Here is a 12,394-nt window from a genome sequence, read left to right on the forward strand (position 1 = left end):
CTATACAGTTGATGGTTGACCGTTAACTGTATAGTGTTCCCGGTGAAGCGGATTACTCATTTCTGAAAAGTACATTTCAGGATACGATAGGATTATGGCTACTATCGATATCCAGGGAGTTAAACACACTTACGAATTGACGTCGCCCACCTCATCGGGTGACGTACTGGTTTTTATTCACGGTTGGTTATTGAGTCGTCATTACTGGCAACCCGTCATCGACCTATTAGCCCCACAATATCAATGTTTATCTTATGATTTACGAGGATTTGGAGATTCTCAACTGTTGGCGGGAAACCCCTCACGACTCGCCGTTTATACCCCCATTTCCTACGCTGAAGATTTAGCCATTCTGTTGGACACCCTAAACCTCAACAATGCTTGGTTAGTGGGTCATTCTCTAGGGGGAACCATTGCCCTTTTAGGAGCGGATAAACTGCCAGAACAGGTGAAAGGCGTTATTTGTGTGAATGCGGGTGGGGGAATTTACTTAAAAGAGGAATTTGAGAAATTTCGTTCCGTTGGTGAACAAATTGTTAAATTTCGCCCCCGATGGTTGTGTTATTTACCGTTATTGGATTTAATCTTTACCCGCGCTCAAGTCGCCTGTCCCCTCAAACAACGGTGGGGACGACAACGGTTAATCGATTTTGTCATTGCCCATCCTGAAGCCGCATTAGGGGCATTATTAGATTCTACAACCGAAGCGGAAGTCCATCGTTTACCCCAGGTGGTGTCTCGACTGCAACAACCCGTTTATTTTATAGCGGGACTGCAAGATGGAATTATGGAACCTCAATATGTTCGCCATTTAGCCAGTTTTCATTGGCTATTTCGTCAAGGGGATAACAATGTGATTGAGATCCCCAACTGTGGGCATTTAGCCATGGTGGAACAAACCCATACCGTTGTTGAGCACATCAAAACGATTATAAATCAGTATTAAATCAAGGTTAAGGGATCATTAAACTGTTCCCCATCCCCCTATACATGACGTCCCATAATCACTAAATCTCGTTCAATGCCATCTAAATTAGCAACTTTGGGTAAATAACCCCATTGTTTAAACTCAAAAGTTTCAAATAATTTTAAACTCGGTTGATTGTGAGCAAAAATTAACGCCACTAAAGCTTTTAATCCTAACTTAGGACTGTGATTTAGGGCTTGGGTTAATAGTCTTTTACCAATTCCTTGACCTTGATACTCAGGATGAATATAAATACTGAGTTCTGCGGTACTCTGATAAGCTGGACGACCATAGAACGCCTGAAAACTTAACCAGCCTACAATTTGGTGATCTAACTCGACGACCCACACCGGACGAGTTTGGGCTTTGTGTTCCTGATACCAAGAAATTCGGCTTTCGACGGATATTGGTTCTAAATCAGCCGTTGCTGTGCGTCCCGGAACCGCCGCGTTATAAATCTCTACAATTGTTGGTAAGTCCGTCTCCACTGCGTCCCGAATCTGCATACCCATCCTAACCCCTGTTTGCCCCATAATTCCCCCTACACCCATCATCTTAAAAAACCTAGTGTAGTCGAGTCAGAATCAAGTTCTCAAGATGGGTTCGGCACAAAAAATATGTCCATTTTTTGCTAATCAGGGGAATCTTCACTCTTAATCCGTCTAACCTCTGAATTGGTTGTGATCTTGATTTTTTTAGCCCAAAGACTCATCCCAGAAGGAGGGCAAATTAAGTTAAACTCAGCAAAGGCAGGACAAATTCAATCCCCCTACCCCCCTTAAGCGCTCTATTCTTGATCCTAATATATGGCAACTCAACTTAGTGAATTAGAAACTCAACTGGAAGACTTACGCGCCGAGGGAATAACAGCGATCGCAGCTTGTCAAACCTTGGATGAATTAGAACAATTACGAATTAACTATTTAGGCAAAAAAGGTAAAGTTTCTGTAGTTTTAGGGGCTATGGGAAAACTTGACCCCAGTGAACGACCTCGCATTGGAGCGTTAGCCAATGAGGTTAAAAAAGCCTTAGAAACGGGTTTAGAGGAAACACGCACCGCTTTACAGCGTGCCCAACTCGAAGCCCAACTTCAGTCGGAAACCCTGGATGTGACGATGCCAGGAGTTTATCATTCCCAAGGTCGAATTCATCCCCTCAATGGCATTATTGATCGCGCTTTAGACATTTTTGTGGGGTTGGGGTATACCGTTGCTTCTGGCCCGGAAATGGAAACGGACTATTATAATTTTGAAGCCTTAAATACCCCCCCGGATCACCCTGCACGGGATATGCAGGATACGTTTTATTTACCCGATGGCAATTTATTAAGAACCCATACCTCATCGGTACAAATTCGCTACATGGAACAACATCAACCCCCCATCCGCATTGTCGCACCGGGTCGGGTTTATCGTCGGGATACTGTTGATGCGACCCATGCGGCGGTGTTCCATCAAATTGAACTCTTAGCCATTGAAGAAGGGTTGCGGTTTACAGATTTAAAAGGAACCATTAAAGAGTTTCTCCGACAAATGTTTGGGGATTTACCCGTGCGCTTCCGGGCGAGTTATTTCCCCTTTACCGAACCTTCGGCGGAAGTCGATTTACAATGGCAAGGAAAATGGCTAGAAGTGTTAGGATGTGGCATGGTTGATCCTAATGTTTTAAAAGCTGCCGGGTATGACCCCGAAAAATACACGGGATTTGCAGCAGGTTTTGGTGTAGAACGGTTTGCGATGGTTCTCCATCAAATTGATGATATTCGGCGGGTTTATGCCAGCGATTTACGCTTTTTACGTCAGTTCTAATAAAAAAAAATGTGTGGGATTTAATGAGGAGTGAAATTCATGAATAATTTTCGATTAAGGAGTCAGTCCTTTCGAGTTTTGGCATTCGTTGTATTAGCCGTAATGGGAAGTCAATTACCCACCTTAGCTAATATTCAAACCAAACCCCAAACCCCGAATTCGGACACCCAAATCGCTCAAAGTCGTTCCAGTTTGTGCCGTCGCATTGGCGAACCTCAAGGATTAGCAGTTCATGCGCGACCGACTCCAAATTCCCCTGTTGTTGGTGGAGTGGGTTTTAAAACGGAAGTTACCTTAGCCGATAATTCTCAAGGAACTCGTGGCCCCGATGGTCGGACTTGGATTGAAATTACTGCCCCTGTAAAAGGTTATATTTCTAATGGTTTTCCTGATGCAACGGGTAATTTATTAGACTGTGGAAATCAAGCGGAAAATCCTAAGCCAACACCCGTGAGTCTGTGTCGTCAAATTGATTTATATGCCGCACCGAAAGGGGTTGTTGTACGGGAAAAACCCTCTCGATTTTCTGAACGAGTTGGGGGTGTTGCTTCAGGAGCACGGGTAAGATTAGTTGAGAATTATAAATTAATTCCTGATACTAATGGTGAAAAACGGGATTGGGTTGAAATTAGTGAGCCTCTGGAGGGATATATCTCGGCTAATACGTTAATTATGTGTCGAAGATAGGGACTATAGGAAGTCGGGGGAGTTATTTTGAGATCAGTTGTAAGGGCGAGATCACCTCGCCCCTACATCGGAAATTCATTTTAAGGATTTGGGATTTAATAAAATTAAAAATGAGAAAATACTTAATTTTAGGTTCAGGAATTTTAACAAATATTTGCTTAATTTTTCCCCTATCTATTAATACCTTAGCTGAATCCCTAGGAAATCTTAATAATACTCAAATACAGTCCTTAGAAAATTTAGGTATTCCGGTAGCCCTCCCGAACTATATTCCACCGGAGTTCAGTGTTTCTAAATTCACAACTCAAGGCTCCCCAACTTCGGGACGATCCAGTTATGAAATTCTTTATCGAAATTCCGATAATCACTGTTTCTATATTTCTGGATTTATGGGGGGTACGGGTGGCCCAGAAGCCGGATTTTTATTCCCAATTGAAACACCGTTATTTGGAAAAACGACAATTAATATCGGGGCGGTTTTTGAGGGGAGTTCCTATAATCAAACCCCCTCACCCGAACAGTTAAATTCTCCTCAATCTGAAATCTGGAGTTTTTCAGTTAAAGATTCAGTAATTTACGGAATTGGAACTGAGGAAAAACGGGAGGGCTGCACAATTAATCAAACGATTACCCCCCTAGAAATTAAAAAAATTATGCAATCCATGACTTGGTTATAGGGTTTAATTTTTCTCAAGAAGTTGTAAAAAATAACCCAATAAATACAATGATCCACAGAGAACAGGTAATGTATTTTCCTCGGTAATAGCCACTTCTAAGGCAGGAATTAAATCTGGATAAACTTCACAACAGTTTAAACCAGGACACAAAGTTTTAGCAAGAGTAGCTAACTGTTCTGGTTCTGCATAAGGATGATCGGGAATGGGAACTAAATATAATCGATCACCGGGTCTTAATACGGCTTTAAAAATATTAGTATGATCTTTAGTTGATAACATTCCCATCACCCAAGTGACTGAGGAAATCTGCAAATTGTCTACATATTGACGTAAAGCTTCTGCGGCTGCTGGATTATGAGCTCCATCAATCAGTAACCGATGATTTTGCCAGGTTATCCATTGTAATCGTCCTGGCCATTGAGCCTTTTCTATCCCTTTAGCGATCGCCTCCTCTGAAATATTCCATCCTTGCTGACCCAGGATTTGTGCCGTTGCAATGGCGATCGCAGAATTCATTAACTGTATCTTGCCGAATAGGGGTAAAGGGTATTCTAAACCCTGATAACGGGCAATGGGGAAGGAATTGAGGCGGTTTTGCTCCCCAACCCAAACCGCAGGTTTAACCCAAGTCACCGGACAGTTAAATTCACTCGCACGGCGTTGAATCACCTTTTCAGCTTCTGATGGTAAAACACCGACGACAACCGGACATCCAGGTTTAAGAATTCCCGCTTTTTCAAAGGCGATCTCTGCAAGTGTTGAACCCAAATATTCTTGATGATCTAAACTAATGGAAGTAATCACACTGACCAAAGGATGATCACAAACATTTGTGGCATCTAAACGTCCCCCTAATCCCACTTCAATGACAGCAATATCTACCTTTTTTTGGGCAAAATATAGCCAAGCTGCCAATGTCACAACTTCAAACAGAGTTGGAGGAGGTTCATCGGGTAAAATTGCGTCTTCGACTTGTTGTAAAACTTGTAAAAAATCGAGTTTTGAAATCGGTTGCTCATTAATACATAAGCGTTCTGTCCAATCTATTAAATGAGGAGAAATGTAGCGCCCGACACGATAACCAGCCTGTGTCAAAATAGAAGACAGGTAAGAACATACAGAACCCTTGCCATTTGTGCCTGCGATATGGATGATAGGAACATCAAAGTGAGGATTTCCTAAACGTTCCAGGAGTTGTTGAATGCGTTCTAAACCCAAATGAATGCCAAACTGTTGATATCGTTGTAGAAATGTTTCCATATTCACCCTATTGAATTACAACTTTTACTGCCCTTTAAGAATACTGTTGAACAGGTTACTATTAAATACTATGCAATGATATTCTATCTCTAAAATCAGTAGTAAAACCGGGAGATTAGCGTGAAATTGAGATTAATTCGATATGGTATCCATAAAATTTTATATGAAACTTCATTCTGGATAGGTGGATTTGTGGGAATTTTGATTGTAAGTGCCATCGAAATTTCCAAAGATATGGGTTTCTGGGTTCCTATCCCCTTTGTAATAATGGGTTTTTCCGTAATATTATGCGCGAATTTAGGAGGATTAAAAACCGGATTAGCCTGCACCAGCGTTATTTCTATTTATATTATCTATATCGCTTGGATAAAATGGGTTCCTAGTGTTTTCACCCCAGAACCCATTCGGATTAGTTTAGTGATTTTATTGATTTTGATAACGGCTATTTTATTGGGAAGAACAACCGATAAAAAAAATTTAGTAATTCAAACTTTAAAAACAACTCAAAATGAGCTAAAAAAACGAGTATTAGAATTAGCCGAAACCAATGCTTTATTAGATCGGGAAAATCAAGAACGTCAACAAGCAGAGGCGGTTTTACAAAGCTTAATCTTAGAGACTGCATCCGTAACAGGGGTTGAATTTTTTCCCGCCTTAGCCCAACATTTAGGGTTAACTTTAGGGTTTCGCTATGTTATTGTCACAGAAGTTATACAAGAAATACCCGGACGAGTACGAACCTTGGCTTTTTGGGGAGGCGATCACTTTTTAGAAAATACAGAACTTGATCTGGATCAAACCTTGTGTAATGAGATTAATAAAACTCGATCCTTAACCTATTTTTCTGACCGGGTTCAAGAACTTTTTCCTCATCTTTCATTCTTAGTAAAATTGCAAGTTATCTCCTCTATTGGAGTTCCGATTATTAGTCATTCTGAACAAATTATTGGTTATTTATGTTTACTCCATGATCAACCAATCAAAAATGAAGATCGAATACAATCTTTGATTCATATTTTTGCGGGACGAATTGTGGCGGAATTAGAACGAAAACAAGCAGAAGAAGCGCAACAAAAAGCAGAAGCTAAATATAGAAGTATCTTTGAAAATGCTATTGAAGGAATTTTTCAATCTACACCTGATGGTTATTATCTTAGTGCTAATCCAGCCTTAGCTCGCATCTATGGTTACGATTCTCCCGAAGATTTAATCCAGAATCTTAGGAATATCTCAGAGCAATTATATGTTAATCCTAAAGAACGACAAGAATTTACCCAAATTATGCTAGAACAGGGTCAAATTTCGGGATTTGAATATCAAGTTTATCGCCAAGATAGACAAGTGATTTGGATTTCGGAAAATAGTCGTTCTGTTTATGATAATCAAGGCAATATTTTATATTATGAAGGAACGGTAGAAGATATTACCCAACGGAAACTGGCTGAAGAAAAGCTCCTTTATAATGCTTTTTATGATGAACTTACAAGCTTACCTAATCGAGCTTTATTTATTGATCGGGTACAACAATCTTTAACCCATTCTCAACGCCGTTCTGATAGTTTATTTGCTGTTTTATATGTGGATTTAGATCGCTTTAAAGTCATTAATGATAGTTTAGGACACGCCGTAGGAAATCAACTATTAATCGATTTAAGTCAACGATTGATCAATACAGTTCGAGAAGGAGATACTGTCGCCCGTTTAAATGGAGATGAATTTGCCGTTTTAGTAGAAGATATTCAAGAGATTGAAGACGCTACTCAAATTGCAGAACGCATTTCCCTAACTTTATCCCAACCTTTTCAACTCGAACAACAAGAAGTATTTACGAGTGCTAGTATTGGAATTACTTTTAATTTTCAAAGTAGCGGACATCTCTATGAATCCGCAGAAGAATTATTACAAGATGCCGACACAGCCATGCGTCATGCTAAATATTTAGGACAAGGATCTCCTCAACTTTTTGATCAAAGAATGCAGAAAAATTTCCGCAGTCGGTTACAGTTAGAAACGGATTTAAGACGGGCAATTGAACGGGATGAATTGTTATTAAATTATCAATTAATTGTATCATTGTTAACAGGAGAAATTGCCGGATTTGAAGCCTTAGTGCGTTGGAATCATCCGAAACGGGGTTTAGTTTCCCCTGTACAATTTATTCCTTTAGCTGAAGAAACCGGGTTAATTGTTCCTATAGGAGAATGGGTGTTAAGAACCGCTTGTAAACAAATGCGTCAATGGCAAATTGAACAATTAGTGAATCATAATGTGACAATGAGTGTGAATGTTGCGGGACGGCAATTTGCTCAACTTAAACTTGTTAATATGATTCAAGATATTTTGCAAGAAACAGGTTTAGATGCTAAACTTTTACGGTTAGAAATTACAGAAGGGGTGATTATGGAGCATTTTGAATCTGCTACCACCCAATTACAACAACTGCGAGATTTAGGAATTCAATTGTCAATTGATGATTTCGGGACAGGATATTCTTCTTTAAGTCGGTTACAACAATTTCCCATTGATATTTTAAAAATTGATCGATCTTTTGTTAGTCCATTAGGAAGTAAAGCGGAAAATCGAGAAATTGTAGAAACGATTATTAATTTAGCGGTTAATTTAAAAATGAGTGTTGTTGCTGAAGGGGTAGAAACCTTGGAGCAAATCTTAGAATTAAAACAATTAGGCTGCCATTATGGACAGGGATATTTCTTTTCTCGTCCCTTGGATAGTGAGGGAATTAAACAGTTAATTCTTAATCATCAATTTAAGTATTTATAGCCTGGTTTGGAAAAATGCGATTACCGTTAGCTGTATTAAAAAAAATCAACAAAATAATTAAATTTAGATTTCAGCAGGAATTATTAAATTAATCATTTCATGCTGATTTTTGCGATAAATTCTAAAATCACTATCTAAGGTTAATATAGAGCTCCCTGGAATTAATTCACTCATTCTTACTAAACAAGCATCGGCTAAGGACATCGGTACATTCTGATAACGCTGCATTAAATTTCCAATGACTTCAATTTCTTCTGTTAAATGAAAGGGAATTTTAATTACTCCCGATTTCAATAAAGCAATGACAGCTTTCTCTCCTCCATAAGTCCTATGCAGCAAAAAACACGCTTCAGAAATAACCGCTTCACAAGTAAATAATGGAAATTGACTTTTTCCCCATTCACTCACTGCCCAACTATGATATTGATCTTGGCGTTTGAGATAAGATACTAATGGCCCTGTATCCAATAAGATCTTATTTCTCATTTTTTACCAATTACCCTGCAAATACTTTTTATTGGTAGAAAGGTCAGAAGGGCCACCTTCTAAGCAACCTGCAAACTCTTGAGCAACTTCATAGGCTGAAATCTTTTGTTGTTCTTCTTCTGGAGGTTGAATTTCTTGTTTTTGGGCTTTAAAATGCAAAAATTCAATAAAACTAATCACTTCCTCCTGTTGTTGAAGCGGTAAGGTTTTAATCATCTCGACAATAGCTTCTGCTTGAGTGATTGTTTGAGTCATCGTATTTTCCTATTGTTTTTAATAATATAAATTCTAAATTAGAATTCTTTTACTAAGAAAGGTGCGTCGAACGCACCCTACAGATTGATAATTTTTAGGTATGGGGGCGGTGGGACTTGAACCCACACGACCGGGTAAGGGTCAACGGATTTTCATTCTCCCGCAGCTTTCGCTACTGCCCATTGGCGTTGAGAATTGGACTCTCTCTTTACCCTCGGCTTAACGTTAGGGTAGCTCCCGTCGAGTCTCTGCACCTTCCAAAGTTTTGATTTTAGATTGGGGAAATTCCCTCATTTCTAAAGTCTTTGGCTTGGCTCAGGATTGCCTTGTCTGACGTATCAGATTTAGGTTTCCCTGAATTTGAGAGCTTACACTTGAGGAATTTCTCACCTCAAGGCTCAATTTACCTTAAGTCCGTAGCGTCTACCATTCCGCCACGCCCCCGTATTGGGTGATGTGTTTATTTGTTTTTTATAACCACATTTTTATATTTAAGCATTTTATTTTGATTTAGGCAAGTGTTTTTTCAATTTTTTTTCGGAAACCGCTCAATCCCTTTCTAGTCAAAGTTTTGGGCTGACATCGCCACGCCTAAACCTCCCTCATTTCCCTAACTAAGGTTTAGATCTGGCCATTGCCAATGATGGCTTTGTGGTTATAGTGACTCTTATTCTTCAGTTTGTTGTTGAGCATAATTCAGATTCTTTTGATATTCTATAACCTTTTTTTGAGCAATTTCATAATTAGGGTCAGATGAAGGAGTTGATTTCATCATGTCAATAGCACTTTGCCATTCATTGACAACTAAATTCCACTCCTCTTTAGATTTTGCAGATTGAGCTAAAGTAGCTGCACGGGTAGCTTTATTAACAGCTTCTCGAAAGTAATTAACTGGAATTGATGATTTTTCAGGTGAAGGAGAAGCAGGAATAGGACTAGACTCTTGTGGAGAATGTAAAGTGTTAGGATAATTTTTTGGTAAAAATAAAATAGAATAAATGCTTAATATTAAAGCAATAAACCCGATTAAACAAGAACCTATCGCTAAATTTTGGTTCAACTGAACATTATTTTTAAATGTAGCTAAAAAAACGTTAGTTTCCTCTAACCTTTTTTCTAAATTTTCTAACTGAGTTTTGTTGTGTTCAATTTCAGATTCAGTCTGATTTCCAGTTTCGCTAATTTTAGTCAAAATATCTTGCTCCTTTTTGATTAAAACATTAAAATTTTCATTCCAATATTTCTTATATTCTTGATAATCATTCGATAGAGACTTAATTTGTTGTTGAGTATGATCTAAATTAATAGAGTTTTTGAATAATTGGTCTTGATACTTTATTGATAATTGATCTAATTCTTGCTTGATTTGAGCTAAATCATCAATGACTTTCGCTGCTTCTTGAAAGCGTTTTTGTAGTTTAGCTAGTTCGTTTTCAACTGAATTCATGGTTTAATTTCCTTATGGTTTTAAAAGATGATTCAGGTTTTTAATCCCTGGTTTAAGAGAAATACAAGCTTCACAGATTTGAGTCATTGCCTGAATTTTATGAATTAATTCATCATCTAAATTAACTAATTTGTCTGTTGTATTGTTTTCTAAAATTTCTATTGTATTCAATTGATAGATTTGTTTTAACTCAGGTAATAAATTTTGCAAAATAGAATCTAATTTATCATTATAAAACTTGGGAAACTTAGAAGCAACATCTCGAACATCAGAATATTTTAATGATTTTGGCTTTTCCCATAATTCTTGGTAAATCAATCGATTTTCAGTAAAAACTAAACCCATTTTCCCTGAACCGAACATACTTTGATCTACAAATGCTAACACTCTTTCCCCAGGTTCAAGATTAGCATATTTATAAAGTGCGTTTGCCAGTTTATCCAGAGGAATATTAGGAGCTAAAAAATATTCATCGCTGGGTTCTGAGAAATAATAGTTAAAAACGTTTAAGAGCTCATGAGTTTGATGTTCTAATAATGTATAAAGCCTAGCTTCTATTTCTTTAAGTACCTGTTTCGGATTATTTTTTTGATTTTTCAGTAATTTATAAATTCCAAAACCTGCAACCCCAGCAATTAAAGCAACCCCTCCTGTCATAACACCCACACCACCCAAAGCCGACATAATCGCACTATAAGCGGCCGCCCCCGATAAGGTGCTAATGGCTGTTCCTGTACCCGCGACACCAAAAGCCCCCACCGCAGCCCAAGCCGTTGCAAGAGTCGCCGCGCTGGTTAATGTTCCTGCAACCGCAGCGATACCTAAATTCACTCGATCTTGTGTGTCCATTTGAGAAACAGATACAATTGACACTAAAGCGGCGGCTCCAATTAATGCTGCCCCTCCTGTGACAACGGCTAATCCCCCTAACATTCCTAAACCTCCTGCGGCAACAGAGCCTCCTCCTAAAGCCGCGAGTGTTGCGTTGGTTGCGGCTCCACCTGCTAAACCTCCAATTGCAACTTTGGTTCCGGCTTGTACTCCTAAATTCCCCAAAACAGCATGAGCATTGGGAACAATTTGAGCCGCTGTTCTAACAGACTTAGTAACTGTTTTTACCTTATCTATAATATCTTCTGGGTTTTCCTGATTCTTTTGCTCAAACAGTCCATCTGAGGCTAACTTATAAATAATTTTGCATTCTTCTGGAATATCTGAGCCTAGAACTAATTTCTCTAATTTAAGTAATTGCTGAAGGTCAGTAATTTTTTGATTATCTCGAACTTGAATATAAACTGATAAATATTTTTCTTGGTCGTCTTCCAATAAAAAATTTCGTTCAATTAAATCAATAATAAATAATTCGGTTGTTAGTGCTTTGGATTTTATACTAGCATTCAAGTATCTCTGTTTAACCTCTATGGGAAGATTAGAATTAGTAAGAATTGAATCCAGATCGTTAAGATAATTTAGCTCACTAATAGCTTCACCTGCTCTAACAGATTGATAAATTCCTCTTAAGGCTTGTTTTTGATCGTCAGAAATATGAGCAGATTCTAACGCTTTTTCTAAACATTGCTCTATCCAGAGTAAGCGATAATTTTCGCTGGCTAATTGATATTTTTGAAAAAATTCAGGATCTAAATTTTTCTGATTGCTGGTAACGATAAAATCTAATAAATCAATAGCTGCTATATCATCATTTAACTGCTCCGATGTTATGCTTTCATAAGCTTTTATACATCTAATTTTGCTATCCTGCTTAATCTCACAATCGGTAACTAAATTGTTAATAATTTTGGAATAATGATTATTTTTATCGTATAAAGTATGGAGAATTAGCAGAACATCATTTTGAGCTAAACCCGTCTTTTTTAATCTGAGTTTATATCCTTCTTGAAGTTGCTCAGGAATATTAACATTATAGGATTTTCCTGAACGTAGAGTTACTTTTCGGTTTCCACCCTGATTGGCAATCTGATTAGAAATAAAAATGTGATAAATTTCTTCTAACATAAATGGCTTC

At 38.2% G+C, this 12,394-nt stretch carries 11 protein-coding genes; 5 read left to right on the forward strand and 6 right to left on the reverse strand.

Features of this window, described 5'->3' with window-relative positions:
- Positions 1-94 precede the first annotated feature (94 nt).
- Positions 95-946, forward strand: a complete 852-nt coding sequence (locus PL9214_RS09380; protein WP_072718473.1) for an alpha/beta fold hydrolase — start codon at positions 95-97, stop codon at positions 944-946.
- A 38-nt stretch (positions 947-984) separates the two neighbouring features.
- On the opposite strand, the gene PL9214_RS09385 is transcribed toward PL9214_RS09380, so the two are convergent.
- Complete coding sequence (locus tag PL9214_RS09385) at positions 985-1,473, reverse strand: GNAT family N-acetyltransferase (protein ID WP_072718739.1); 489 nt, start codon at positions 1,471-1,473, stop codon at positions 985-987.
- Between the two features lie 300 nt (positions 1,474-1,773).
- Here PL9214_RS09385 and pheS point away from each other — a divergent pair, with 300 nt between their 5' ends.
- From pheS to PL9214_RS09400, 3 genes are all read left to right on the forward strand, one after another.
- The gene (pheS, locus tag PL9214_RS09390) at positions 1,774-2,775 is read left to right on the forward strand and encodes a phenylalanine--tRNA ligase subunit alpha (protein ID WP_072718474.1); all 1,002 of its coding nucleotides are present in this window, start codon (positions 1,774-1,776) and stop codon (positions 2,773-2,775) included.
- Between the two features lie 39 nt (positions 2,776-2,814).
- Positions 2,815-3,462, forward strand: coding sequence for an SH3 domain-containing protein (locus PL9214_RS09395; RefSeq protein WP_072718475.1), 648 nt, complete (start codon positions 2,815-2,817; stop codon positions 3,460-3,462).
- Between the two features lie 110 nt (positions 3,463-3,572).
- Entirely contained in the window at positions 3,573-4,139 is a 567-nt protein-coding gene (locus PL9214_RS09400) for a hypothetical protein (protein WP_072718476.1), read from the forward strand.
- A gap of 3 nt (positions 4,140-4,142) precedes the next feature.
- Here the strand turns inward: PL9214_RS09400 and PL9214_RS09405 are convergent, their stop codons facing one another.
- Positions 4,143-5,405: a bifunctional folylpolyglutamate synthase/dihydrofolate synthase gene (locus PL9214_RS09405; protein WP_072718477.1), complete on the reverse strand. Its 1,263-nt coding sequence runs from the start codon at positions 5,403-5,405 to the stop codon at positions 4,143-4,145.
- A 114-nt stretch (positions 5,406-5,519) separates the two neighbouring features.
- Between PL9214_RS09405 and PL9214_RS09410 the strand changes: the two genes are divergently transcribed.
- The gene (locus tag PL9214_RS09410; protein ID WP_072718478.1) at positions 5,520-8,180 is read left to right on the forward strand and encodes a putative bifunctional diguanylate cyclase/phosphodiesterase; all 2,661 of its coding nucleotides are present in this window, start codon (positions 5,520-5,522) and stop codon (positions 8,178-8,180) included.
- A gap of 63 nt (positions 8,181-8,243) precedes the next feature.
- Here the strand turns inward: PL9214_RS09410 and PL9214_RS09415 are convergent, their stop codons facing one another.
- From PL9214_RS09415 to PL9214_RS09430, 4 genes are all read right to left on the reverse strand, one after another.
- Positions 8,244-8,666 (reverse strand): type II toxin-antitoxin system VapC family toxin, encoded by a 423-nt coding sequence (locus tag PL9214_RS09415; protein WP_072718479.1) that lies wholly within the window; start codon positions 8,664-8,666, stop codon positions 8,244-8,246.
- Between the two features lie 3 nt (positions 8,667-8,669).
- Positions 8,670-8,921 carry a DUF2281 domain-containing protein gene (locus tag PL9214_RS09420; protein ID WP_072718480.1) on the reverse strand — a complete coding sequence of 84 codons (252 nt, stop codon included), beginning with the start codon at positions 8,919-8,921 and terminating at the stop codon, positions 8,670-8,672.
- Positions 8,922-9,588: 667 nt separating this feature from the next.
- Positions 9,589-10,368, reverse strand: a complete 780-nt coding sequence (locus PL9214_RS09425) for a hypothetical protein (protein WP_072718481.1) — start codon at positions 10,366-10,368, stop codon at positions 9,589-9,591.
- Positions 10,369-10,380: 12 nt separating this feature from the next.
- Complete coding sequence (locus PL9214_RS09430; protein ID WP_072718482.1) at positions 10,381-12,384, reverse strand: hypothetical protein; 2,004 nt, start codon at positions 12,382-12,384, stop codon at positions 10,381-10,383.
- Positions 12,385-12,394: the final 10 nt, after the last annotated feature.

It is taken from the genome of Planktothrix tepida PCC 9214, assembly GCF_900009145.1.
Taxonomy (GTDB): domain Bacteria; phylum Cyanobacteriota; class Cyanobacteriia; order Cyanobacteriales; family Microcoleaceae; genus Planktothrix; species Planktothrix tepida.

What these genes read in the sequence shown, in the direction of transcription:
- PL9214_RS09400 (WP_072718476.1), top strand. Translation starts at nt 3,573, where the DNA reads ATGAGAAAATACTTAATTTTAGGTTCAGGAATTTTAACAAATATTTGC.
- PL9214_RS09430 (WP_072718482.1), bottom strand. Translation starts at nt 12,384, where the DNA reads ATGTTAGAAGAAATTTATCACATTTTTATTTCTAATCAGATTGCCAAT.
- PL9214_RS09380 (WP_072718473.1), top strand. Translation starts at nt 95, where the DNA reads ATGGCTACTATCGATATCCAGGGAGTTAAACACACTTACGAATTGACG.
- PL9214_RS09385 (WP_072718739.1), bottom strand. Translation starts at nt 1,473, where the DNA reads ATGCAGATTCGGGACGCAGTGGAGACGGACTTACCAACAATTGTAGAG.
- PL9214_RS09420 (WP_072718480.1), bottom strand. Translation starts at nt 8,921, where the DNA reads ATGACTCAAACAATCACTCAAGCAGAAGCTATTGTCGAGATGATTAAA.
- pheS (WP_072718474.1), top strand. Translation starts at nt 1,774, where the DNA reads ATGGCAACTCAACTTAGTGAATTAGAAACTCAACTGGAAGACTTACGC.
- PL9214_RS09395 (WP_072718475.1), top strand. Translation starts at nt 2,815, where the DNA reads ATGAATAATTTTCGATTAAGGAGTCAGTCCTTTCGAGTTTTGGCATTC.
- PL9214_RS09425 (WP_072718481.1), bottom strand. Translation starts at nt 10,368, where the DNA reads ATGAATTCAGTTGAAAACGAACTAGCTAAACTACAAAAACGCTTTCAA.
- PL9214_RS09415 (WP_072718479.1), bottom strand. Translation starts at nt 8,666, where the DNA reads ATGAGAAATAAGATCTTATTGGATACAGGGCCATTAGTATCTTATCTC.